Source organism: Rhodospirillales bacterium (genome assembly GCA_016699855.1).
In the GTDB taxonomy this organism is placed as follows: Bacteria; Pseudomonadota; Alphaproteobacteria; order Reyranellales; family Reyranellaceae.
Genome location: CP064988.1, coordinates 1,278,066 through 1,298,832, shown reverse-complemented (window position 1 = coordinate 1,298,832; position 20,767 = coordinate 1,278,066). Strand labels below are relative to the sequence as shown.

At 63.7% G+C, this 20,767-nt stretch carries 14 protein-coding genes; 8 read left to right on the top strand and 6 right to left on the bottom strand.

All coding sequences use genetic code 11. The annotated features are described in order from the left end of the window. A complete protein-coding gene (locus IPK81_06115; GenBank protein ID QQS13791.1) occupies nt 1–2,079 on the bottom strand; it encodes a UvrD-helicase domain-containing protein in 2,079 nt (692 codons plus the stop codon). A 1,152-nt stretch (nt 2,080–3,231) separates the two neighbouring features. Between IPK81_06115 and IPK81_06110 the strand changes: the two genes are divergently transcribed. The 6 genes from IPK81_06110 (at nt 3,232) to IPK81_06085 (ending at nt 14,130) form a co-directional block, all read left to right on the top strand. Beyond that, on the top strand, nt 3,232–7,890 hold the full coding sequence (locus tag IPK81_06110; protein ID QQS13790.1) for a hypothetical protein: 4,659 nt from the start codon (nt 3,232–3,234) through the stop codon (nt 7,888–7,890). Further along, nucleotides 7,887–9,620, top strand: coding sequence for a hypothetical protein (locus tag IPK81_06105; protein ID QQS13789.1), 1,734 nt, complete (start codon nt 7,887–7,889; stop codon nt 9,618–9,620). Before IPK81_06110 ends, IPK81_06105 begins: the two co-directional genes overlap by 4 nt. After that, the gene (locus IPK81_06100; GenBank protein QQS13788.1) at nt 9,617–10,324 is read left to right on the top strand and encodes a hypothetical protein; all 708 of its coding nucleotides are present in this window, start codon (nt 9,617–9,619) and stop codon (nt 10,322–10,324) included. The genes IPK81_06105 and IPK81_06100 overlap by 4 nt, the downstream gene beginning before the upstream one ends. 190 nt (nt 10,325–10,514) lie before the next feature. Then, a complete protein-coding gene (locus IPK81_06095; GenBank protein QQS13787.1) occupies nt 10,515–10,970 on the top strand; it encodes a hypothetical protein in 456 nt (151 codons plus the stop codon). A gap of 297 nt (nt 10,971–11,267) precedes the next feature. Beyond that, a complete protein-coding gene (locus IPK81_06090) occupies nt 11,268–11,960 on the top strand; it encodes a hypothetical protein (protein QQS13786.1) in 693 nt (230 codons plus the stop codon). Between the two features lie 1,162 nt (nt 11,961–13,122). Further along, the gene (locus IPK81_06085; GenBank protein ID QQS13785.1) at nt 13,123–14,130 is read left to right on the top strand and encodes a Bug family tripartite tricarboxylate transporter substrate binding protein; all 1,008 of its coding nucleotides are present in this window, start codon (nt 13,123–13,125) and stop codon (nt 14,128–14,130) included. Nucleotides 14,131–14,243: 113 nt separating this feature from the next. Here IPK81_06085 and IPK81_06080 read toward each other — a convergent pair whose 3' ends face one another. Further along, nucleotides 14,244–15,134, bottom strand: a complete 891-nt coding sequence (locus IPK81_06080) for a DUF882 domain-containing protein (protein ID QQS13784.1) — start codon at nt 15,132–15,134, stop codon at nt 14,244–14,246. Nucleotides 15,135–15,264: 130 nt separating this feature from the next. Then, nucleotides 15,265–15,489 carry a hypothetical protein gene (locus IPK81_06075; protein QQS13783.1) on the bottom strand — a complete coding sequence of 75 codons (225 nt, stop codon included), beginning with the start codon at nt 15,487–15,489 and terminating at the stop codon, nt 15,265–15,267. A gap of 354 nt (nt 15,490–15,843) precedes the next feature. On the opposite strand from IPK81_06075, the gene recQ reads away from it, so the two are divergent. Next, entirely contained in the window at nt 15,844–17,679 is a 1,836-nt protein-coding gene (gene recQ / locus IPK81_06070; protein QQS13782.1) for a DNA helicase RecQ, read from the top strand. A gap of 12 nt (nt 17,680–17,691) precedes the next feature. Here the strand turns inward: recQ and IPK81_06065 are convergent, their stop codons facing one another. Then, a complete protein-coding gene (locus IPK81_06065; protein ID QQS13781.1) occupies nt 17,692–18,339 on the bottom strand; it encodes a hypothetical protein in 648 nt (215 codons plus the stop codon). A gap of 135 nt (nt 18,340–18,474) precedes the next feature. Here IPK81_06065 and IPK81_06060 point away from each other — a divergent pair, with 135 nt between their 5' ends. Further along, nucleotides 18,475–18,939 (top strand): nuclear transport factor 2 family protein, encoded by a 465-nt coding sequence (locus IPK81_06060; protein QQS13780.1) that lies wholly within the window; start codon nt 18,475–18,477, stop codon nt 18,937–18,939. 13 nt (nt 18,940–18,952) lie between these two features. Here IPK81_06060 and IPK81_06055 read toward each other — a convergent pair whose 3' ends face one another. Together IPK81_06055 and IPK81_06050 are read right to left on the bottom strand one after the other, a co-directional pair. After that, nucleotides 18,953–20,251 carry a TRAP transporter large permease gene (locus IPK81_06055; protein QQS13779.1) on the bottom strand — a complete coding sequence of 433 codons (1,299 nt, stop codon included), beginning with the start codon at nt 20,249–20,251 and terminating at the stop codon, nt 18,953–18,955. Between the two features lie 7 nt (nt 20,252–20,258). Then, nucleotides 20,259–20,762 carry a TRAP transporter small permease gene (locus tag IPK81_06050; GenBank protein QQS13778.1) on the bottom strand — a complete coding sequence of 168 codons (504 nt, stop codon included), beginning with the start codon at nt 20,760–20,762 and terminating at the stop codon, nt 20,259–20,261. Nucleotides 20,763–20,767 lie beyond the last annotated feature (5 nt).

The window sequence follows — 20,767 nt, the reverse complement described above, 5'->3', positions numbered from 1 at the left end:
TCACCACCTCCGCCCTTTACTCACGGTCGGGAAAAATGCCGTGGTGTATCCCAGCACCACCGGAGCCACGACGATTCCGCTGGTCCGCCACGGCTCATAAAGCGACTCAGTCTCCGCAGAATCGGGCGGCAGCACGATTGTCCGTAGCCCGTGGACATGCAGATGCCGGAGTGTGTCAGGCGTGCGCCGCTTGCTTCCTCCGATCTTTCCCTGGATGGCCTTTGCAATGCTGAAGAGGTCGGCATTGACACTCTGAGACAGCACAGCAAGGCACTGTGCTTCACCATCTTCCTTCAGCCGGTAGGCAAAGCCGGCAGAACGGTCAGTCTCCGCGACGAGTGAGACAGTGTTCTCTGCAAAGCTGCGGATTCTGGTCTGGCTGATGCGTACGGCGCCCGCGCTGCCGAAGAAGCGCCGTCCTGCGAGACCTTCCGCCGAAATATCACCATCGCGGCCGATCTCGACCTGAGCGCGAGGCATGTCGTTCCTGGTCTGAAGGCAGTAGGCCCGGCCCGATGCCTCCACCCTGCCTGCATACTGACGATAGCCCCGGCCGATCAGCAGCCGTGAACGCCCGCGCGTCGCCCCCACGAATACAACGCGGGCCTCCTCATCCTGATCAACATTTTGTCCGTGAATGGAGGCATGGATTGTCCCCACGATGGGACCACGGTGTCCCAGTTCCGGCTGGCACAATTCTGCCGGTGGCTGTGTCCTTCCAAGCCGTTGCCGAAGCAACTTCATGTCCACAACGGTCCTGGTGCGACCAGCAATGCGCACAAGATGAGCCCATGCCTCATCTGGCGAGCATGACGCCAGGTGTGTCCCCTGCACGCTGCCTGTCCAGAGCTGCATGAAGCCTTCCTTGCCGAGGTCAGATGCGGTGTGCTCGGACAGAGTCACCCCGATCCATGGCGCAAGGCAGGCCGGCAGACCAGACATCCGCACCCTGTGCGCGATGCCGTTCTGCGTCAGTATCGAGGTGGTCAGCAGCACATCACAGCGACGGCGGTAGAGGATGAAGGCGTCGGCGAGCTCCGCCAGCGCCGCATCATCAATGCCTGGAGCCTCGCCATGCGCGAGGCGGATGATGTCCTCACGCACTTCGGTGAGTCGGTCGATCCCATCACCGGCGGCTGTCAGCACCTTGCGGCGGGTATCCGAGAAGATGGTCAACAGCTGCGGCGAGCCCGTGCGATGGACTTTCGTCAGCTCGCATTGCGTGAAAGCACCGGCATCGCCGCGCCGGAGCTTCTCGGGAAGCAACGGCTCCTTCGCGTGACCGGCCTGGGCCTCCCTGTCATCGGCAAACCCGTAGATGGCCTGGGCTTCGTCCGCGAACACTGTCACGCCACATGACGCCGCCAGTCTGCGGATGATTCCCACAACGAGGTCCGCACGCACCCCAACGATGTCCTGGGCCTCGTCAACCACCAGATGCTCGATCCCCTCAAGGTACTCCGCCACGTTGTCATCGCCCTGGATCAGTTCGAGAACTCTTTCGATATTCTCTTCGTACGAGCCAAGAATCTTCGCCTCGTCGTCAAAACCCGAGTGGATCGTCCAGGCGTGCGCGTCCAGAGTGGCGATCTTCACTGCGTAGGCTGCGGCCGTGTCCTCCAGGTAGGCCGCGATCCGGTCGCGGATTTCGCGGACAGCCGTCCGCGTGAAGCTGATCAGCCAGATGCGGCTTGGCTCCAGACCATCCTGATCGATCAGTTGGGATACACGCGCGCAGGCGACTGCCGTCTTGCCGGTTCCAGGACCAGCCCCCACCAGCAGGCGTTGCTGAGGCGGCGCATCAATGACGTCGCGCTGTGACTGGTCCCACTCAATGAGCGCAGGCGGGACGACCTGAAACTGAGGTGCAGCGCCTGTCGGGGAGCTGCCCGTCGTCTTCTGATTTCCCGCATCCGCGCTCGGCGCAGTCGCGTCAAGATGGACCTCGCCGTCATTGACCAGCGGCCAGAGCTGCTTCCTATATTTAACAGCGGGCCTTCCATTGAGCTCACGCAGCGGCCGCAAGACCTTTGCGATCTCCTTGCCCTTCCTGAATATGCGCACCTCTATCTCTGCCATGCTCGTTTCCACTCTCTCGCACGGCCTCCGGCTGATGGCCCGGGCGGACCATAACACCAGGATCGCGCTGAAATCTTGAGACGACCTAGGTCCGGTCCCCTCGCGCGCCAGGAACAATTGGGCCGGCTTCCGCACACCTCCTCACCTTGGGAATGGAGAATACAGCCCGGGGTTGACAGTGTCATCGAAGCAAGTGGTCTGACCTGATCGAGCCGTTGGCGGTCGCACTCGGCGATGGTCGTGCGGACTGTACACAACGTAATGGTATGACATCGCGATCAGCTCTCGACGGAGCCGGCTCCACTAGAATCGGGTTTCTCGCTTGAGGCCCCAAAAAATCCTTGGTTGAAACGCCAAAGATTAACTATCGTGTACTTCCCGTTGTCAATCGGGCGCGAGGACGATCGTATGCGCATGTTCGCTGCCATCGCTGTGGGGCTTTGCCACCTTCTTCTTTTCCATGGTGCATATGCTAGGCCGAACCCCGCCCAATGTCGGATAGTGCCTCAAGCCGCTTCCACAGAGGCACTACACGGATTGCCTTTGTCGTCGTTCTCGCAATTGGCGGCGCTGTGCAATGCTACGACGGGTGACCTTGACAAGAATCTCGTCGAGTTTCCGGGACTACAGCGCGCAGCGAGAGCAATTGGAGGGCTTCTCGTTGGCAATTCTCCCAACCAGCCCGACCGTCAGGCGCTTGATGGAAGCGTCAGACAGGTGCTTCCCGATGCAAGCCAAAAGTTCTGCTCCGAGGCTCAACAAAGGTACCGTGACGTCGGCGGCGACGGGTCGGACGTAACTTTTGCGTGCCTCCGACCAGCTTGTCTGGTGAGAGCGCCATCACCGTCAGCTGAGTGTCCCGTCAATGTGAGCAACATTGCTAAGTTGCGCTATGCCTTCTCTCGGGCGACGAACCCAGCCGATTGTCCCGAACACAGTGCAGCCGGCGAGATGCCAAAGCCGAAGCGCGATGATTGCCGGCCCCGAGCCGACGCCGACGCAATCGCGATTGGCGTTGCTGCGGACCTGCTCAGACAGGTGGGGATCAGTGCACTTCAAGACAAGCTGAACGTGAGCGCTTACTGTCAACCAGGGCACAGACCTGACGGAAGTCCAAACAACGCATCGACCTGCAAAGCGGCGTTGATTGATTTGACGTTCCAACGCGCGAACCGGCTCACGCGCGAATCTCAACTGGCTGATCTTTTGACTCGCATGCGGGATACTCCGGATGGTGACACGCTCTTAAAGAAAATGCCCTCTCTGGGTCAGTTTCTCGACGCGTGGAACGATGACGCAGACAGGCGGACGCTTTTCACCGCAGACTCTGCCGAGTCAGAGGCGCTTCCATTCTTTCTGCGTCCGGCAGCGCTGGCAGTGGCCGACCGGCACTTGCCTCGCTATCAGGCAGCAGCAGCTGAAATCCAGCTTCGGGTCGCGGACGCAAAACTTCAGGTCGCGCAGGCCTTGAAACTGCATCTAGATCGGGTGGCGGCTATTGTTGGTACGCCGTCCCTGAATTCCACGGACTTCGGCCAAGCTTCCAAGGTCGCCGCTGAGTGGCGCAAGGTCAGCGATGGCCTTGACCCCCGCCAAGATGCAAGTGGTCTGCTGACCGCTGTCAGGCAGTACTCACAACACAGTGACGTGTTGCAGACGGCCGCAAATAGAATCAAGACCGATCGCTCTCACAGTAACCGCACCCATTGCGACACGTCTCGCACAGTCGATCTGGCCACTGGTATCCTCGACATCTGCTTTGAACCGACCGCAGCGGTTGGCTACGCCTTGCGGATTTCATTCTCATCCTGCACGCAAGAGGGTCAAGAGTGTGTGGCAAATCTTGCACTGCTCACACCGGGCGGCGGAGCCACAACTCAATCCGGCGAAACGCATACAATAAGAGACATCGGCATTTTCAACGTACAGGGCAATATACTCAATGGAGAACTCGTTCTTCGATCCGGGCCGGCCAAGCCGTATGAAGAGCGATCCGATGGGAGCTTCGAGCGTGCTTTTGCAAGTCTCCTGCCGCTGCCCTTCAAATTGGTTACGACAAGTCACCGGTTAGAGAGCGGTCCTCGTCTCAATCTTGCTGTAGTTCCATCCGTCCCGATCCAGGGCCTGCCGCCTTTGGCACCGATCGTGATCACGATCGACAGATACGGCTTCAAGACAGGCGAACAAAGGGGCTTCAAGGGATTTCAGTCGCAGGTCCAGGCCCAACTTGAAAACGCGCTCGCAGGTGCCAGGGTACAGATAGGCGGTGTGCATCTGGAACTGCGCGAAGGGGCGAGAGTTCGACTCAACGGTTGCGCCGAAGGGCAGACTCCTCTTGTTGCGCCAGCCCAGATAACTGTCCAGCCCGGCACTCTCAATTTTAAGGTGAATGGGGACTTCTCACTGGCGTGCGACGGCACGACCCGGTTCAAGATCACTGAGCTTCCCGAACTCTCGAAGATACTCCAACAAAGCCTGCCGGCTTCGGCCTCCTCGAAGATTCACGATATTGCGGTTTCCGGCACCTCTCTTAACTTCTCGGCGACCTTGATGCCTGACTGTAGGCAGTCGTTTGTGATGGACGTGGTTCATCCTGAAGCCGGAAGCCAGCTCGTTCGTCAGATCGCGTCCGCATGGGCAACATGCGTTGCGCTTGACCGGACACGTCGCGAAATTGACACCGCGGTATCCCGAGCGCTCAAAGGGCTTCCTCTTCGTTTCGTCAGCGATACGCGGGCCTGCCTGGCTTTGACGACTGGCCTTGGCACCATATGCCTCGTCAGTGACAAGACTCTTCTGCAAGCTTCGCTCTCAGACATCCGCATTGAGCAAGATGGGCAAGCTCTTCGTCTGCTTGAAGATAAGCTGAAGCCCCTCGTTGGGCAGGGGGCACTAAGGCTCACCGAGAGCGACGGGCGATGGGACCTGATTTTCGAAAGCACAGCCTCGATTCCAATCCTGAACGAGTCTGTGCCAATCCGCGTATCGATCAGCAAACCCGAAGGTATCAAGGAGCTTGTCCTCACCCAGATCGCGACGATCCTTCAATCGAAGTTGTCTGCCAGCAGGATCTCTCTTGGTCCCGTGGTGTTCGCAAAGCCGGCATTCAAGTCCAGTTCCGAAGGTCTGTCCGTCGAAGGCGAGGCGACCTTTGGAAATCTTGTGCCGGTCAAAGTGCGCGCAAGCATCCTTCCGGCGTTCAAGGTCGAGCCACCCCAACTCGATCGTGTCGTCCTCGAGCGGGCGCTGGCTTTTCTGTCGGCGGAGATCGGTGGCGACCTGCCGATGCCATATCTCGATCCGGATGGCGTTCCCGCCATAAAGATTCCGATCACGCTCAAGCCGCCTCTGTTCGGGAGCGGCCCCTCAAAGATCTCGACTGTTGTCTACGCACGCCTGAATGAGGGTATTCGTCTGGGCACCATCACAGTCCCCATCGTCCCAACCTGGATACGAATTAGCTCTGGGCTGGATGTCGGAAGAGGAATGGTGTCCATCAATCTCGACCACCCGGCCGACATCGGCATCAAGGGAGCCGTGAGTTTAACGCCTGGCGAGGGCAATGCTGAAACGGCTCGCCTGGACGGCAGCTTGGCACTGGAAGAGACGCAGCGCCAGCTCACGATCAAAGCCGACTTGGTGCTTGCCGGAAGCGCGGTAGCATCAGCCAGTGGCTTCTGGCGCTATGAAGAGGGGCGCATCTACATCAAAGTCGAGCCGACAGGTTCCATGGAGTTATTGCCCCTGCCAAAGGGAGAAGTGTTTGTTGAGGGCCGGAATTGCTCGATAGTCGGCCGGGCAACCTGGGGCGTCCTTGGCGCCAATCTCGCGGCTGCAACAGCGGCCATGTTGCTCGGAGGGGGCTGTACCGTATCAGCGCCGCCGACGGATCCCAAAGTCGCTGAAAAAATAGCGCGATGTGGTCCGCGCGGTGTCGGCGCTGTGTGTCTGAGCGGGGATGTCACGCTGGGCAAAATCGGGGGCGCGGTCGGGCAGCTCACAAGCCGGATAGATGCGCCACTGCCGAGTGTAGAGGCGCACGTCAAACTGTTCGGCGACAAAATGGACCTCTCCGCAAGGGTCAATCAGCGACTGGCGCGACTTCGCATAAGCGTCTTCGGAGTTCGGATAGGGCTCCTGCTTCCTAACCTGGGAGGGCTCGACGAGGGAATGCTCAGAAAGATTCTTGAGAATCTTCTTCGCCCGAGCATCGACTTGGAAGCCCTGCTGCAAGGAAAGTTTGACATTTCGCCTGCTAGCAAAGGGGGAAGGCGCGGAGACGGTGACGCGGAAGGGAAGAAAGACGGCGATGACATTGGCGACGATGCGGACAGTGGGCCGTCTCCTGCTCCTGGGCAATCACCTTCAACTTCAGGACAGTCTGCGACGACGGCATCTACGGCATCACCCGACCCGCGCTCACCGTCGGCGCCGCCGCCATCCGCCAACAGAGGGACAAACGCGGTCATTGCCCCTCTGCCTAGCGGCCAATACAGAGGCCCTCCCGGATACTATCAACTATCGAGCAAGCCATACCAAGCGACGGGGATGTATCAGATTTACGAGTCAGAAAATGGCAGTCAACCGACCCTTGTGTTCGGCGGCGCTCTGTTTCGTCTCGAGGATGCGATCAAGATCGTTCACGGAGACATCTGGCTCGAGTACGCCTCAAGTCCGTTCAACTACGAGGGCAGGAATTTGTATTTGGCATGCCAACCATGGAAGTGCCGTCCGGATGGTATAGTATTAGTCGAGTACCTGGAGCCAGATGTAACATCACGCATCCAGCTTCAGCCCCCGCGCAGGGTCGAGCTAAACGCTGGCAACGTGTACGCCAAAAATGTGCTCACGGAGCACGTCCCCTTTCTGTTCATATCCGAAGCGATTGCTCAGGCCAGTCTTGCGCCGGGCGGTGCACCACGCCTGTGGTGCTACATCAAGAGCAAGGACCGTTGCGACGTTGCCGTAGCTCGAGTCACAAGCGCCAGTAATGCCGGCGGCACTGGAGATTGGCGCATTGATTCACTTGAAGGAGATGCCAGTTCCGTGGTCAGCGATGGCGTCGTTGATCGGAACTCCCTGCTTCAGGTCCTACTTGAGCAATGCAACCGGACAAATTGTGTCGAAGATGCACTGCGGAGGCTGCTTGAGGACTGGACCGTTCCTCTCTACGCCATTGGCAAAGCAAAGTATTCAAACGGGATTCCTAAGGTGGTTCTCGTGGAAAGGAACACCGAAAGGAGCGGCAACGCGACACCCGAGCTTGTCGCTGTTGGAGAGGACGGCGCTATGCAAGATCTGAACATAGTGAACCTCGACTCCAACGGTTTTGGACAGCATCACATAAACACGCCACTGCTATCTCCATCCAAGGAGCTGGGGTGGTCCAGCGATATGGAGGTCAAGGCCGCCCTGCTCGACAGCTTAGCTGGTGATAGTTCGAATGCAACATCGGCTCGAAGACCTCCAATCTACATTCGCACATCAGTGGAGGGGCAGCATATCGTCGCGGTTCAGCGTTTCGAGAACGCGACTGTGCTGCAGTCGGCAATCCTCACAAAGGTGAAAGGGGACTCCGTAGCGTGTGTGCGCAAACTTGACTGGCCGGCTCTGCGCAAGATGCTCGAAGCGGCAAGAGAGTCTGGAGATCTCGATGCACAAAAGTCATCAAAGCTTCTCGACGAGAAAGAACCATCGTGGCCCGAAGCAGTGGCGAACTTCCTCGTAGGCAATGACGGTCCTGTCGAAGCGCTGTCGCTGTTCCCGCCACCAGGTGCGCCTAATACGACGTGCAACAAAGTGTCCCCATGAGCTCGACGGATTCTTCTTCGACTGCCGTGGCGCGGGGAACCAGACCGGTGGTTCGGCAGAATCGCATATTCGGGCCTTCAACTGATACCCTGATCTCGATCGGGCTTGCGGCTTTGCTGTTGAGCTTTGGCATTTACCTTGCCGCTTTGTACTACAGTTATAGAGATCTCCGAGATGCGATCGAAACCGCGAAGTTGCCCGATGCCACCAACTATCAGGGCGCGCGTCTTGATCAGGTCGAACCAAGCTCCATTGCCAAGCAATTCCGTGCCACCTCCAATGCTTCAGTGGAAGCGCTTCGTCAGGCGCTGGAGACCCTCCGCGAGGAGAAGAAGTCTGCAAACTTGGCAGACGTACACACCGCAGACTTCCTGGCCGCTCTGCTCACCGGGAACAAGAAGTGCACCAGCGCCCCCAACGCTTCGCCCGCCGACTGCCACGAGTGGGCGCGCGGAGCAATCGTGCGATACTTTGCAGGCTGGCCAGGGACGCTGGATAGGGATTCCAACATCATCCGCAAAATCAAGAACGGGACATATTCGTCTGCCAACCTTCGAGCAGAGAATAGCGAAGCTTGGGAACTGAGCCTGAGGTCTCTGCTGTTTTCAACCTCAAGAGAAGTTTCAGCGCCACGGTTTGCCACCCTGGCTTTGTCGACCGAAGCATGCCTTCCTTCGGCGCCTACGGAGGGCCTCTGTCAACTTGTAACGCGCGTTGGACAATCCATCCTCGACGACTCGGCAGTGCGAAACGCACGTGTGCAGGTCAACTTCATACATGGATGGGAGAGATTGCTCGTTCTTGTCGTTGCTTTCGCGGCCACAGGACTGCTTGTCCTCCGCTATTTCGCACGCCGCTCCGCGGCAACTTTTGCCGATACTATCCGCGCGACTCTCGAGCCGTCGTCACCCGGTCACGTAGAGTCCGGGGCCACGGTGACGGAGCAGAACATAACGGAGCAGAATACCCGTCAACTGGGCGCTGCCTTGAAGGCAATCGGCGAGAGCGACCATAACATCCGCACAGCGCCCTTGCGGGCTATGATTGATGCAGCGTCAAGCGATCTGCAGTTTTCAACCAACCGACACGATTTGACACGCACCACCGCAGCCATTCTGGAGAAGTTGGCGCATGAACGCTTGCTACCCGACTACATTGTCGGGCTGCTGCCTGTGATTGGACTGGTCGCCACACTTCGCGGATTGATTGAAGCCATCTCCAAGGCGCCGCGTATCGCGACCACCACCGGTGACCTCCGCGGAGCAGAGATTGATGGTGTCACGTCAGTTCTCAGCGCTTGTTTCTCCACGACGATGATCGCCCTGGTCGCCCTCGCGATCCTGGCATTGTGGAGTGGCATGCAAGCCAGGAGAGAGAGAGCGATCATCCACGACGTGCAGGCGTCTCTCGAAGGGCTGCTCTTCAGGCACTTCGCTGAGAAGGCTGAGGATGAGAGGCGTGCAGCCGCATCACAACGTGTTCAGGATCAACGCGCTGCAGCAGCCGAAGCTTCGCGACAGTCGCGGCTTCTCGAACGCCGACAGGAGTTTCTTCGCGCAAGGGCGCAGGCGAACAAGGCCGAAGCGCGCGTCAAGGAGACGGAGGCCGCTACCGACATACAGCTCGCGGAGGAGATCGAAGTAGAGCGAAAGGCGTTGTTTCAGGCGGCCAGCACAAATCTCCTGGAGGATAAAACAACGCAGAATCCACCATTGGAACAGCCTCAATGAGCGCAGCTGCGCACGAGGGCGGCGGTAGTCAGACTCTGCTGATCATTCTTGCTGCGGTCGATCTGCTTTTGTCAGCGGTGATTGCTGCATTTGTGCTGGTTCTGGTTGTTATGGGCGAGCCGAGCAATGGCGCTGCCATGGAAGACGCAAGCGCAGCGCATACTGGCGTTACAGTCATAGAGACGTGGGCTTTACCAGCGACGCAGCTTCGACTTGTCGGCCTGGCTCCCGAGCCTGTCGGTTCGGCCAAGCCGCCAGAGCCAATTGAACGCCTCCTGCCTGCGAGCGAAAGGAAGGGCTACTACGAATTGCCCCAGAAGGTCCGTGACATCGACATCGAACTGTCCAACCCCGGGGCAGTCCTCCAGGTCACTGCTGCGACGGGGGAGACCTGGGTTATTGTGATCGCTTGTGATGCCTCAGAGGTGAGACTCCAGCTGGGACTGATGCCGCAATTGGTCCTGCCTGAGTGTTCGCAAGGAGATCCAGCAATCGTCGTGCGTCAGCCCGATGAAATTCTGGTGTTGCCACGGTCAACGACGGCACGACCACGCGGCCAAGCCGTCGCGCTCCGTGCCGATCCCTGCTTCGAAGAGCGAGGCCTGTACCCTGGGACAACTTTTGCGCGTTTCGGTCTGCGCCAGTCTGAATGCGCGATTCCAAAGGAGATCGGCTTGTTCGTTCTCCTACCTCGGCCCCAATAGAGGCTGACAAGTGTCTCCCGCCTTTCGTATCTCCCTTGGAATTTCCGCGATCGATTGTTTGCTGTCCGCCTTCGTTGCCATTCTCATCCTTTGTCTGTCCCTTTTGGGTGAGCAAACTGACGCGTCGGCTTCTGCGAAAGTAATGTCTCTCCTGATCAGGGTCCACAAAAGTACGTTGGACGGCAGCCCCATGCAGGTCCAGCTTGCGCTTTCTTTGTATGATCGCACTGGCAAGAATCGGCTCTACGACGGTTTGCAGACGGTTGGAAAGTCTCCCGGCGGAATGCATCAGCTCCAGCTTTCCGATGACATGAAGGCTCGTGCTGGCTTGATGCCCGGCGGCACAATAGGTTGGCTGGACTGCAATCGGCCTCAGCCGGACTGTACGGCGCAGCTGCTTGTTCGCGACGTCGATCCTGACAAGTGTCTCGTCATGCGCCTGATACCTGTCACTACCACAACGCGCTTTCGCGAGGAGTATCCCTCACAGATCCGTATCACGCCTGCGCTACCAAACTCCACAGCCATTCCCCCAAAACTCCTATCTTTGAGCGGCTTTGGTTCGGAGAGAGAACTGAGATTTGTTGTCCGCTTTGCCGACAACAATCCCGTGCTCGAATACGGAACCGGCTGCAGCAGTCCATGAACCGTGCGGATTTTTGCAATCCGATTAGCCTGTTGGGCGGTCGGGGGGCTATCCAGGTCCGCAACAAGGATAGAGCTTCACTCGGTGGCGCCCAGAGGCGGTAATGACCTCTGTGCCGCTGCAAACTGATACAGCACCATGTAAGCCATGGCTTAAGACCAGCGCGTTTGGGAGTGACAAGAGGCGCGCGCTCGTGATGCAATATATGCATGTTGTGTGGCGCTCCGAGTTGACCAACTCTACGACCGTTCCTTGCTTGGCTCGATGGACGCGTGACCTGCGGGGGAGAACCGCCCTATGCTGTTTCTGAGAAACCTAACCCGACTAGTGTACGTCATTGGGACTTGTTCGATCCTCGTAAGCGCTGCGACAGCAGCCTGGTCGCAAGAACTGCCGCCAGACTGCATGCGGTCCTTGCCCGTCAAAAAGGATCAGCCCATCGCCTATTTTGGATGGTTACCTCAAAGTCCCGGCGCCGGCGCCACTTTGAGTTGCCTTGACGCAGAGACGCTACGCCAAGAGCTATTCCGCGGCAGCGGGCTCACATCAGCTGAGCTAGCAGCGGCGGTCGCCTCTCCAAATCCCGTGAAAGCGCAGAGAGATCTGCTGGCCAAGCGGCTCGTCGAGCTCAGAACTGTCAACACGCTTGACGCGGCGAAGACACTCGGCAAGCTCCTCGTCATTGAAGTCGGGAAGTATCACGCAGCGTACCTTTGTCTGGCAGCAGAAGCTCCGCCGGCCTTGCTTGTTTGTGGTGGGTTCTTACTTGCCCTGGCAAAGCAAGGAAACGCGATGTGGAATTTGGCTCAAGAAGGCGGCATTGGTCCCGCACGAGCAGCGGCCGTAGCCGAGGTTGAGCGCGAGATCGCCGCACTCGATAAGATAATCGCCACGAGTCCGCCCAAGCGCCGCAGCCTCGATGATGCGAAGAAGTTGCTGCTAAACGCGCAGATCGGCCTTTGCCAGGAAATCAAAAAGAGCTGTCTGTAAGCCCTTCCACCGCAAAAGGTTCGGGCGAACAAAAGCGGTATTGAGCCTATTCCCCGGCACACGAGTGAGACGCGGTATTGGCGCGCTCTGCCCGGGTCCGGACATTGCAAGGGCAGGAGTGGCCGTTCCGGTGCATAGTGCGGACGCGGCTGACCAAGCCTGACAGCCTTGCTAGCAATCGTGCCGGCGACAGTCGGGTGCCAGAATCCAAACAGCGCGCCAGCTTGGACATGAGCGCCACCTGGAATGGAAGCGCTCGAGCACTTTGGGCCTTCGTTGCTTCAAGGAATCACGCATCCGGCCAATTGCCCGGAACCGGCACGCGGACGAGTTAATGAAGCGGAGATGCCTGAGACATAGGGCGCGGACTACCTATCGTCGTCCTAGCTAGACTTACAGCCGCCGCCGATGCGCGCAATGGTGCGATACTGCGTTTCAACCTTTGCCAGAGCTCGTCGGCGATCCTCTGGTTAAGCGTGCATCAGGCCTCCCTTCGGCTCCCTGCCTTATGGATGACCCAATAAACGGTCTCGTGTTGCAACCGAGGGAGGGGAGGGGCCTTGCCAACCAGGAGAGGCTGATGGCCGCTTTAAGGCCTCATGGATCATTGTCGAATTCGTGCGCAAGGCTCGGCGAGTATGCGGCAACGCGGGCGCTGGAACTTGAAGACGGCGGTTGACCGCCAAGAATGCTCCCGGAGAAGATGCGCTGATGTTGTGCAGGGCTATTACGTCGCGACGCGTAACAGCTCGCGACCAGCCGCCATTGCTAGCTGGCCTACTACGGGACGATGTAAAGGAGGATCGACCAATTTATTTTAGACTAGATCCCAAGCGGACCTGCGCTTTGCTACGCGGCCGTACGAAACAGCCCGCAATGGCTCGCTACAGCCAGAGCACCACCGGAAACGACTGGTCGCAAGTTGAGATCAAATCCTGCCCCCGCAACCACACCAAAAGCCCGCCAGCCCCAAAGGGCGGCGGGCTTTTTGTCGTCCGAGCGACATCGCGTCATCGCCATTGACGGTTTCCCGTGGGTCCATGCGATAACCATCGCGCCCGGATACGCGGGCGACGCCTCACGCGATCGTTCGGTCGCACCGTGCACGGTCGGATCCGAGCGGTGGGACGTGACGGCGCGGGCGAACAGGGGAGGAAAAACAATGTCGAATCTTGGTCGTCGCCACCTGATCCACGCGGCGGGCGCCACCGCCGTCGCGACGTCACTGGGATCCTTCCCCGGCGTCGCCGGCGCGCAGGCCGGGCCGCTCGAGACCGTCAAGATCGTCACCGGATTTCCGCCCGGCGGGACCTCGGACACGCTCTGCCGGCGCGTCGCGGAGGGCATCAAAGGCACGGCCTACGCGAAGGCGGCGATCGTGGAGAACAAGCCCGGCGCCGGCGGCCAGATCGCGGTCCAGTCGATGAAGGGCGCGGCGACCGACGGCAGCGTCCTGCTGCAGACGCCGGCGTCGATGCTGATGATCTACCCGCACATCTACAAGAGCCTGGCGTACAACGCCTTCACCGACGTCACGGCGGTGTCGCTGGGCTGCACGTTCGATTTCGGCTTCTGCGTCGGTCCGGCCGTGCCCGACAGCGTGAAGACGATCGCCGACTTCCTGACGTGGTGCAAAGCCAACCCCGGGAAGGCCAACTACGGCTCGCCGGCCGCCGGCTCGGTGCCGCATTTCATCGGCGTGCTGCTCGGTCAGGCCGGCGGCGTGGACCTGAAGCACGCGCCCTACCGCGGGTCGGCGCCGGCGGTGCAGGACCTCGTCGCGGGCCAGCTCCAGGCGGTCTCGGCGCCGGTGGGCGAGTTCACGCAGCAGGCCAACGCCGGGAAGATCCGCTTCCTCGGCGTGTCGGGCGCCGCGCGCAGCCGCTTCGCGCCGAACGTGCCGACCTTCGCCGAGCAAGGCTACAAGGACCTTGTCTTCTCGGAGTGGTTCGGCTTCTTCGCGCCGGGCGGCACGCCGGAGCCGGTGGTGCGGCGGGCGAACGAGGCGTTGCGCGCCGCGCTCGCGCTGCGCGAGGTGATCGACGGTCTGGCCGTGATGGGTCTCGAGGTGAAGTCGTCGACGCCGCAGGAGCTCGCGACGCTGCTGAAGGACAGCTACGACCGTTGGGGGCCGATCGTGAAGAGGATCGGCTTCTCGGCGGATTCATAGAGGTCGATGGCCGTCGGCGGCGACGGGGCGCCGTCGCCGCGCTCGACGGCGCCGCGGAGCCCGAACATCGGCGCGGAGGGGCGCGGCGGAGGACGCGCGCGCCTCGGCGATTCCTACCACCGCCGCGGCGGCCCGGTGTCGATGTGCACGAAGCCGCTGCGCGGGTAGTAGCCTACCCCGCCGAGATTCAAAGCGAGCGCCGCGGCCCGGATCTGGCCCGCCGTCCGTCCCGGCAGCACCACGTCCATCGCCTGTCCACGCATGTGCAGGCTGTCGGAGGCGACCCCGCTCGTGAAGCCGGCGAGCCAGGCGTTGGTCGGCGGCGAACGATAGGCCGATAGCACATGGTACGCGCCGTTCGACCGCAGCCGGTGGCGGATGCGCCACAGCGCGTCGAACAGCTCGGGGTCCATCTGGACGCTGGTGTCGTCGCGGCTGTCGCGGAGGAACGCGTTGAGGCGGTCGAGCTCGCGCTGGACGTACCGGCCGTCGCGCCAGAACGTGACGGTCAGCGATTCGCCGGTGTGGACGTGGTGGAACGACAGCGATCGCGGCGCCGCATCGTCGACCGGGACCGCCGGCGGCAGCGCGACGATCGCCGGGCCGCGCCGCCGTTGCGCGGCGACGTTGCGCATCTTCCAATCCTTCCGCGCCGGGGCGCCCCGCGAGACGGTCTTCGTCCGCGCCGGGGCGGTCCGGGCGGGCTTCCGCGCGGCGGCGCGGGCGTGGCCGGCGGGCGGGGCCGTGCGCGCCGTCTTGCGCGTCGTGGGGCGGACGTGCGCGGCCGGCGGCGCCTTGCGCACCACCTTCGGCGTGGTGGCGCGGGGCGCCGCGGCGGCTGCCCGCGATGCCTTTGACGGCGCGGCGTCGGCGCCCATCGCAGGGCGGATGACCTTGCCGGAGCCCGGCCCGATGGCCGCCGGCCGCCTTTGCGCGAACGCCTCCGGCACGGCGGCCAATAGCGTCAACACCACCCCGATGCCGGCCGCGAACATTCGGGTCATGGGCGCATCCTCGGAACGCTACTGGAGAAGGCCGATCGGTGCCCGCGTCCGCCCGGCCGCGTCGGATGCCGGAGGGATGCGCCCGTCCGTCGCGCGCCAGCGGCCGGTGCACGATCTCAGGGGCGTGTGCTCATTTCTTGGTGTCGACCGACGGCGCCGGCGCCGGGGACGACGTTGGCGGGGCAGGCGCCGCGGATGACGGCTGGGGCGTCGCCGGCGCCTCGGCCTTCGGCTGGTCGGCCGTGAGGCTGCCGCCGTCGCCGCGCGTGAGCAGCGCGATGCCCGCGAACGCCGCGACCAGCGCGACCGCGCCGATGGCGATGAATATCCGCTGCGCGGATGTGAGCCGGCCCATGTCGCCCTCCAGTTCCTTGGGAGTTTCGTCAGGAAATGGTCAGGAAGTGACCTTTAGACCCAAAAGCGTCCGCAATTTGACGGCATTGCGGCGAGTATGTGGCCGGAGGGGAGCCCGCGCGGACGATCGGTCGAGCCCCGCGTAACGGCGATCCTGCGAGTCCCGGCTCCCGACGGCGAGCGGTTCCCGGCCGGGGACGCTGGTCGTCGGAATTCCGCGCGCGTCGCGGCGATCCGCGCTATGGCTTCGCCGCCAAGGGCCGCGCCCGGTCGTGGCGCAACCCCGCAATCGACGCGCCGCGCGGCGCCGGAGATCGACCGTCGTGACACTGCCCGCCGCCGACGCGCGGACCGGATGGCGCCGGTCTTGACGCCCGTTCCGAGCGACCGCGCCCGCGAGCGGCTCAAGACCGTCTTCGGCTTCGACGAATTCCGTCCCGGCCAGGAGGAGATCCTGCGCGCCGTTCTGGCCGGCGAGGACGTGCTGGCGGTCATGCCGACGGGCAGCGGCAAGTCGCTATGCTACCAGCTGCCGGCGGTCGCGCGCGACGGCCTGACCGTCGTGGTCTCGCCGCTGATCGCGCTGATGCGCGACCAGGTGCGGCAGCTCAACGCCTACGGCGTCGAGGCCGCCGCGTTGAACTCGGGCAACGACGCGGCCGAGAACCGGCGCATCGAGCGGGCGGCGCGCGACGGCACCTTGCGCCTGCTCTACGTCGCGCCGGAGCGCGCGCTGCGTCCCGACACGGTCGAGCTGCTGGCCGACAGCCGCGTGGACCTGCTGGCGATCGACGAAGCCCACTGCGTCTCGCAATGGGGCCACGATTTCCGGCCCGAGTACCTGCGGATCGGCGAGCTGCGGATCGCGCTCGGCGGCGTTCCGGTGCTGGCGCTCACCGCCACCGCCGACGCGCCGACCCGTGCCGACATCGAGGCCAAGCTGTTCGCCGCGCCGCCGCGCGTCTTCGTGCGCAGCTTCGACCGCCCCAACCTGAGGCTGGCGATGCGCGCCAAGGACAACGCGCCGCGCCAGGTCCTGCGCTTCGTCGCCGACCATGCCGGCGACAGCGGCATCGTCTACTGCTCGTCGCGCAAGCGGGTCGAGGAGTTCGCCGCCATGCTGCGCGACGGCGGCCACCGCGCGCTGCCCTACCACGCCGGCATGGACAAGGCCGACCGCGACGCCAACCAGGACGCGTTCCAGCGCGAGGACGGCGTGGTGATGGTGGCGACCGTCGCCTTCGGCATGGGCATCGACAAGCCGGACGTGCGCTTCGTCTGCCACGCCGACCTGCCGTCCAACGTCGAGAGCTACTACCAGGAGATCGGCCGCGCCGGACGCGACGGGCTGCCGGCCGACACGCTGACGCTGCACGGGCTGGAGGACATGCGCCTACGCCGCATGCAGATCGAGCAGGGCGACGCGCCGGACGAGCGCAAGCGCGTCGAGCGCCAGCGCCTCAACGCGCTGGTCGCGCTGTGCGAGGCGCCGCGCTGCCGCCGCCAGACGCTGCTGTCGTATTTCGGCGAGGCCTCGGCGCCGTGCGGCAACTGCGACCTCTGCGTCGAGGGCGTCGAGTCGTTCGACGGCACGGTCGAGGCCCAGAAGATCATGTCGGCGATCGCCCGCACCGGCCAGCGCTTCGCCACCGAGCACGTCGTCGACGTCGTGCTGGGCGAGCGCACGGAGCAGGTGCTGAAATTCGGCCACGAGGCGCTGCCGACCTTCGGCGTCGGCGCCGGCCGGCCGCGGCCGGAATGGCGCGCCATCCTGCGCCAGCTCAACGCGCTGGGCCTGATCGAGCAGGACATCGTCAACTACGGACGCTGGACCATCACCGACGAGGGCTGGGCGACGCTGCGCGGCCGCGCCCGCGTCGATCTGCGGCGCGACCTCGGCGGGACGTCGAAGAAATCCGGCCGCAAGGCGCGCCAGGCGGCGGCCGCGGCGGTGCCGGAGGCCGACGCGGCGCTGTTGGCCGACCTCAAGCGGCTGCGCGCCGGCCTGGCGGCGTCGCAGAACGTGCCGGCCTACGTGGTGTTCGCCGACCGCTCGCTGGTCGACATGGCGGCGCGCCGGCCGGCGACGCTGGAGGCGATGCGCGACGTGCACGGCGTCGGCGACGCCAAGCTGGCGCGCTACGGCGCGGCGTTCCTCGAGGCGATCCGCGCCCGCGCGTCCGGCGGCTGAGGCGGCGCGGGCTCAGCGCTTGCGGTAGCGCAGCGGCTGGCCGCCGAGCTGCCAGACCAGCGCGCCGTCGACGATCGGTAGGCGCTCGTTCTCGAAGCGCTGCTGCGAGATGTCGCCGGGATCGAACCGGACGGTGAAGTCGCGGCGGCCGCGCTCGGCGATCTCGATGCGCTGCGGCGCCAGGTCGTACATGCGCACGCCGAGCAGGATGGCGCGGATGTCGACGCCGGCCGGCAGCGCGGTCCGGTAGCCGTAGGTCTGGGTGTAGCCGGTCAGCCGCTGGCCGTTCGACAGCTCGAGGACGACGTCGATCAGCGCCACGCCGCGGCCGTTGACCGTCACGAGCACGGTGGCGCCGCCGCCTTGTCCGGCGCCGCTGCGCTCCAGCGTGAAGCGCGGCGGGTTGTGGGGGCCGTCGCTGGTCAGCACGACGGCGTCGCCGTCCAGCCGCCACCTGCCCTTGCCGCTCTTGTCGAGCGCGCCATAGGAAAGCCCGAACTCGAAACGGCCGTCGGCGTGCAGGACGAACTGCGACGCCGCCTCGCGCACGCCGACGAGGTTGTAGACGCCGGCGACCTCGCGCATCGTGCGGGCCGAGGCGGCCGCGAACACGGCGAGCAGGCCGACGGCGAGCGCCGCGAGGGCGAGGGGTCTGGACATCTTCGGTACCCGGCCATGCCAGTGGATGGGAGCGCGCCAGCATCGCAGGGACATCCCGTCGCTGGCAACATCCCGCCGTCCGTCCTAGATTCGCGACGCGCCGCGACCGGCGGCATGTGGCGGAGGGGATGGATCATGGACATGCGACGCGAGCCGGAGGCCGTCGACCTCGAGGCGATCCGGCGGTGGTTCGCGGCGCTGGCGGACCGCGTCCAGGCCGTCGACTTCACCGGCGCCCATCCGCTGTTCGCCGACGACATGATCGCGTTCGGCACCTTCACCGATTTCATGACCGGCCGCCCCGACGCCGAGCGCGAGCAATGGCGCAACGTCTGGCCGACCATCCGCGACTTCCGCTGGCGGCTCGACGGCGTGCGCGCGATCATCTCGGCCGACCGGCTCACCGGGATCGGCATGGCGGTGTTCGACTCGACCGGCTTCCAGCCCGACGGCACGCGCTTCGAGCGCCGCGGGCGGGCGACCGTGACGTTCGCGCGGGCGGCGGTCGGCGATCCCTGGGTGGCGACGCACACCCACATGTCGCTGTTCCGCGGCACGCCCGACCGCTCGCACGGGAAATTCACCGGCCGCGACGGCTGAGCCGCCGCCCGGCTCACATGTGGCTGGGCAGGAAGGTCGCCAGGATCGGGAAGGCGATCAGGACGCCGAGCCGCAGAATGTCGGCGGCGACGAACGGCAGCACGCCGTAGAAGATCGTCGAGATCTTCACGTCCTTCACGACGCTCTTGATGACGAAGACGTTCATGCCGACCGGCGGATGGATCAGGCCGAGTTCGACCGTCATCACGATGATGACGCCGAACCAGATCGGATCGAAGCCCAGCGCCTTGATCACCGGGAACACGATCGGGATGGTCAGGATGATCATGGCCATCGCGTCCATGATGCAGCCCAGCACCAGGTACATCAGCATGATCAGGAGCAGCACGCCGTAGCGGCCGAGCCCGAGGCCGGTGAGGAACTCCGTCGCCTTCTGCGGCGTCTGGGTGATCGTCAGGAAGTAGCCGAACAGCAGCGCGCCGATCAGGATCGTGAACACCGACGCCGTGGTCCGCACGGTCTCGACGCAGGCCCGCCAGAACTCGCCCCGCGTCAGGCGGCGGCGCAGGACGGCGATGATGAACGCCCCACCGGCGCCGGCGCCCGCCGCCTCGGTCGCGGTGAACAGCCCGCCGTAGAGGCCGCCGATGATGAACACGAACAGCAGCGCCACGGCCCAGACGTCGCGCGTCGCGGCCAGCCGCTCGCCCCATGTCGCGCGCGCGCCCGCCGGCAGGAAACCCGGCCGCGCCAGGCCGATCAGGTTGATGGTGACGATGTACATCGCCACGGCGACGAGGCCGGGGATGATTCCGGCGACGAACAGCTTGCCGATGTCCTGCTCGGTGATCAGCCCGTAGATCGCCAGCACCGTCGACGGCGGGATCATGATCCCCAGCGTGCCGCCGGCCGCGACCACGCCGGTCGCGAAGCTCTGCGGGTAGCCATGGCGGCGCATCTCGGGATAGGCGACGGTCGAGAACGTCGCGGCCGTCGCCACCGACGAGCCGCAGATCGCCGCGAAGCCGCCGCAGGCCGCGATCGTGGCGATGCCCAGGCCGCCGCGCAGATGGCCGACGAAGGCGTTGGCGGCGCGGAACAGCTCGCGGCTCATGCCGGAAGTCGACGCCAGCGCGCCCATCAGCAGGAACAGCGGGATGACCGCGAACTCGCCCGCCGTCGCGGTGCGGATCGGCGACTGCGCGAGCAAGTTCAGCGCCGGCATCGTGCCGGCGAGGTAGCCGAACCCACCGAGGCCGACCACGCCCATCGCCACGCCGACCGGCACGCGCAGCAGCATCAGCGCGAACAGCGCCACGAAGCCCGTCAGGGCGACCGCGTCGTGGCTCATGCCCGCGTCACTCCCGCGGCGGCGCGCGGGGCGGTTCGGGCGCGCCCAGCGCGCGGCGCGCGAGACGCGTGGCGAGCAGCGCCACGGCGGTCGCCAGTCCGACCCAGGCGAGGAAGTGGAACAGCCAGACCGGCAGGCGCAGGTCGAACGTCCGCACGTTGTCGGCGTAGGTGCTCAGCACCTTGACGCCCATCATCCACGCGAACACCGCCAGGCACGCCAGCGTGAGCGCGTCGGCGAAGCCGTCCATGACGCGGCGGATCGCGGGCGGCGCCACGCCCCACAGGAGGTCGACGGTGATGTGCTCGCCGCGGTAGCTGGCGCCGGCGATGCCCCAGAAGATCAGCACGCCCAGCAGGAGGCTGCCGAAATCGTAGGCGTCGGGAATCGACCAGGCGAACAGGTAGCGCAGGAACACCGACACGAACGTGAGCGCGGTGACGACGGCGAGGAACACCGCCGCCGTCAACTCGATCGCGTCGATCAGCCGTTCGACGCGCCCGCGGCCCACCGGGC